Origin of the sequence: uncultured Gemella sp. (assembly GCF_963519265.1) — a bacterium.
Taxonomy (GTDB): Bacteria; Bacillota; Bacilli; order Staphylococcales; family Gemellaceae; genus Gemella.
In genome coordinates, this window is the sequence record NZ_CAUQNQ010000104.1 from 1 (window position 1) to 3,989 (window position 3,989).

The 3,989-nt window shown below is 32.5% G+C and carries 3 protein-coding genes and 1 pseudogene; 1 reads left to right on the plus strand and 3 read right to left on the minus strand.

What is annotated here, in order from left to right; translation table 11 throughout:
* Positions 1 to 93: 93 nt before the first annotated feature.
* Together RWN11_RS07390 and RWN11_RS08280 are read right to left on the minus strand one after the other, a co-directional pair.
* Positions 94 to 2,994, minus strand: coding sequence for an SEC10/PgrA surface exclusion domain-containing protein (locus RWN11_RS07390; protein WP_082759632.1), 2,901 nt, complete (start codon positions 2,992 to 2,994; stop codon positions 94 to 96).
* A gap of 415 nt (positions 2,995 to 3,409) precedes the next feature.
* Positions 3,410 to 3,538, minus strand: coding sequence for an LPXTG cell wall anchor domain-containing protein (locus RWN11_RS08280; RefSeq protein WP_399536200.1), 129 nt, complete (start codon positions 3,536 to 3,538; stop codon positions 3,410 to 3,412).
* Here RWN11_RS08280 and RWN11_RS07395 point away from each other — a divergent pair.
* Positions 3,532 to 3,713, plus strand: a pseudogene (locus tag RWN11_RS07395) (transposase); the annotation flags it as partial. The gene RWN11_RS08280 and the pseudogene RWN11_RS07395 overlap by 7 nt on opposite strands.
* Positions 3,714 to 3,783: 70 nt before the next feature.
* Here the strand turns inward: RWN11_RS07395 and RWN11_RS07400 are convergent.
* Positions 3,784 to 3,989, minus strand: a 206-nt coding sequence (locus tag RWN11_RS07400) for a hypothetical protein (protein ID WP_314161092.1), incomplete at its 5' end; no start/stop codon positions are given.

Sequence of the window (3,989 nt, forward strand, 5' to 3'; positions counted from 1 at the left end):
TTTTTCTTAACCATAGAATAGCAAACTCAACTTAAACCAGCCTAAAGCAAAAAAAACTAGGAAGATCATCTTCCTAGTTTTCTATAATTTATCTTAGTGTTTACGTTTGTAAGTTGAGATACCAAACAAGGCCAATGCTGATGTAACCATAGCTGCACCTACTGCTGCACCTACTGCTGTTGATTTTTCACCAGTAGATGGAAGAGCTGGAGCCTCTTCTTTAGCTGCACCTACTGCTGCAGAAACTGCTGTTAGTTTTTCACCAGTAGATGGAAGAGCTGGAACCTCTTCTTTTACAGGAACTGATGTTGGTGTTACAGGTTTAACTAGAGCTTTACCTTTAAATTTAGATGTTTTAGCAAATCTTTCACGTTTAACATTTGATACAGTGTCTGGAGTTTTTGTATCATTTGCCAAGATTTTTTCTAAATCTTCAACAGATAATTCTGGTAAATCAACTACTGGTGGATTATTTGTAACCCCCCAAGTATAATTTTCCATATCATATTGACGTTTGATTTGTAAATATTTATCGTATGTTTCTTTCGCTTCTTTTTCAAGAGATTTAAGTGCTTCTAAAGCATCTTTAGCGTTTTTACTAGAAACTTCTAAATCTTTACGAGTTTTTTCTAACTCTTTAAGAATTAACGTATGATTATTTTTAATATATTCTAAACGTTCTTTCTCTTCAGTACTATTTAGAATTTTATTATTTAAGCTAGTTAATTCAGTTTCTAAAGATTTTAATTCAGATTTTAATTTTTCTTCATTCTTTTTAGCACTATCTAATTTTGATTTTGCATCTTGTAATTCAGAATTAGCCTTAGCTAAATCACTTAATAATTTAATAATGTCGTTTTTCACTTGTTTTGCTTGACTATTATCATTATCAATTACAGCATTAACTTTATTTATTTCAGCTTTTGTTGAATTTAAAATTGATTCATTATTATCATTAGCTTCTTTTGCACTATTGAATGCTTGAGTAGCTGTATTAAGTTTAGATGGTTTATTTTGCTCTTGTTTTAATTCATCTTCACGTTTTGCTAATTCTTTTTCTTCAGCAGCTTTTTCATTTTCAATACGTGTTATTTCAGATTTCGCTTTTTCTAAATTAGCTTTTAATTCTGTAGTATCTTTAACTTCTAATAACGGTAGAGTTTTTTCAGATTTAGCACCCCATAATTTATCGAATTTTTCATAAATTGGGTTCCCGTTGTCATCATAGTCTGTTACTCCATAACGCGGAGGTACACTTACTACACCTAATCTTAGCCAGTTATAGTATTTACTATCTGATGGTGTTAACACGAAGTATGTTCCAAACGTTTGGTCTTCTGTATTCATTAAGTGTTTAGCATGATAATAATGATTATTCGCTCTTCCTTCATGGTAGAAACGTTGTACTGATTGATAGATAGAATCGAATAGGAATTTTCTTGCTACCATATTTGATTGAGAGTCGTCTTTATCAACCGATTTTGCATCTAAACTTTCAAATCTATTGTACACTGTTCCTCTATCAGTTTTATCAATTCCATTTTCGTATGCAGCTTTGTTAATAGAGCGATTATCGTGGTCTGGATCTTTAAATCCACTTTCTTTTGTATATTTAGCAATATCTTGTGCAAATTTTAATACGTTTAAGTTTGTTTTAGCTGGCGCTAGGCCAAATTGTTTACGTACTTGATTATTTAAGTAGTTAAAGTATTGTGTTAATAAAATTTGGTCTTTTTCAGATAAATTATTAACATCTACTTTTTCACTATTAGAATAATCAATAGAATCTGTATCTAAGATTGGATATTTTTTAACTGCTTCTTTTTCTTTAGCAACTACACTTCCAATTGTTTTTTGTTGTTCTTCAAATGAAGCTTTTTGATATGCTTTTAATGCATCAACAAATTCTTGATCGAATTTTATTTCTGTTAAGATTCCTTTAATTCCAAAAATAGCTTCATTAATAGCTTCATTTTTCTTAATTTCATCTTCGGTTTTTTCTTTTTCTGCTTTTACATTATCTAATTGTTTTTGTTTATTATTTAAAACAACTTTTTGATTATCACGCTTAGCTTCTAATTGTTTTATTTTGTTTAGATTTTCTGCTTCTTCTTCTTTTGCCTTGTTTAAAGCGGCTTGAGCTTTTTCTAACGCTTTTTCAGATTCTTCTTTCTCTTTTGCTATTTTATTTAATGACTCAGTTAATGTATTTAGTTTATTTTTATCTTCTTTTAACTTCGCTAAAAGTGAAGATTCTTCACTTTGTTTTGATTTAAGATCTTTTGCAATACTAGATGAATTTTCTTCTTTCTCTTTTGCTACTTTTTCTTTATCTTCTTTATCTTTTTTCGCAGTTTCAACTTCTGATTTAGACTTATCGATTTCCGTTGCAACATTTTCTTTATTAGATTCTAACTTTTTAAGTTCAGCTGCTTTTTCATCAATCACTTTATCCGTAACATTTGAACCTTCTTCAGCATCTTTTTCCAGTTTATTAACTTTTTCAGAATCTTTTTTTGCTAACTCAACCTTTATATCTGCTTCTTTTTTTTCTAGTTCCAGTGTTTTTTCAGCTTCATCAGACTTTTGCTTTTCTTTAGCAACATCAGCTTCTGTTGTTTTTCCAACTTCCGTTTTTATCACTAAATTACTCTCATTATTTGGAGTTTCTGTTTCTGCTGTAGTGGCTGCTGAACTTGGTGTTGCTGAAGGTGCTGACGCTGTCCCTGTTGCTGGAGTAACAGAACTTGAAGCCACTGGTGCCTCTGATACGCTACTTGTAGCAGGCGTCGCACTTGTATTCAGCAATGACTGTGTCGTTTCAGTTAACGCTGTTACTGGTGCAGAGGCTGATACCGACGTATCAGTGTTTTCATCTGCTTGTGCACTTGTGCCAATCATGACTAAAGTACAAAGTAACACCGAACAAACCCCGATATTCAATTTTCGAATTGAAAATCGACTTTTCTTTTTGTTGAATAAATCGTTAGACATTATTTTTCACTACAATTGGAAATCTCACTATCCAATTGCCCTTCCTAAATAATACTCTAATCCCCCTTTCCATTATATTATCACAAAAATGTGGATTTTCAATAGAAGATAACATTTATTTATTATTTTCTTATTTTATAATCTTAGAAAGACTAATTTCTACACACTTATTACAAGAGTCAAGACAGCCAATGTATTCTCATATAAAGAGATTTTATTGAGAAACACTCTACACTTAGCCTCGAACTCCTCTCCTTAGTTTTTAAAATATAATAATCTGACAACTATTTTTATCAGTCTTTTTTAATGTTTGTTTTAAACACAAAAGAGACCCACCCTTTCGGGATGAGTCTATTTTTTCGAAAACTGAAATAGTCTAACTAACTATGTTGAGGGATTTAACCTATTAACTATTTTAGTCTTCTTTTTTGCGTTTTCCTGCTAAACCAAGTCCAGCTGCCGCAAGGATTCCTCCGAGAGCCATAGCTGCCATAGACGCATCATCACCTGTTTCAGGGAGTGTTGGTCCTTTAGGATAAACAATATTTCAAAAACGCACTAGAAACACATTACTCAAATGCAAAATTGGAGGGGACCAATAAGCTTATCAAAGATATTAAACGTCTGGGCTTCGGTTTTAGAAACTTTATTAACTTTAGGAAGCGTGTTTTCATCACTCTGAACATAAAAAAAGAGAAGACCTATCAGGTCCTCTCTAGATGTTAGCTTTTCGTCACCCACTACAGTTGACAAGGAGCCACAAAAAAAGACTCATAGAGCCTTCTTCTTTTATTTCAATTTTTCTTTCAAATATTGTCCCGTGTAGCTTTCTGGAACAGCTGCTACTTCCTCTGGAGTTCCTGTAGCTACGATGGTACCTCCACCGACACCGCCTTCAGGACCCAAATCGATGATGTGGTCTGCGGTCTTGATAACATCTAGATTGTGCTCAATCACGAGAACAGTATTGCCATCGTCCGCAAAACGCTGAAGCA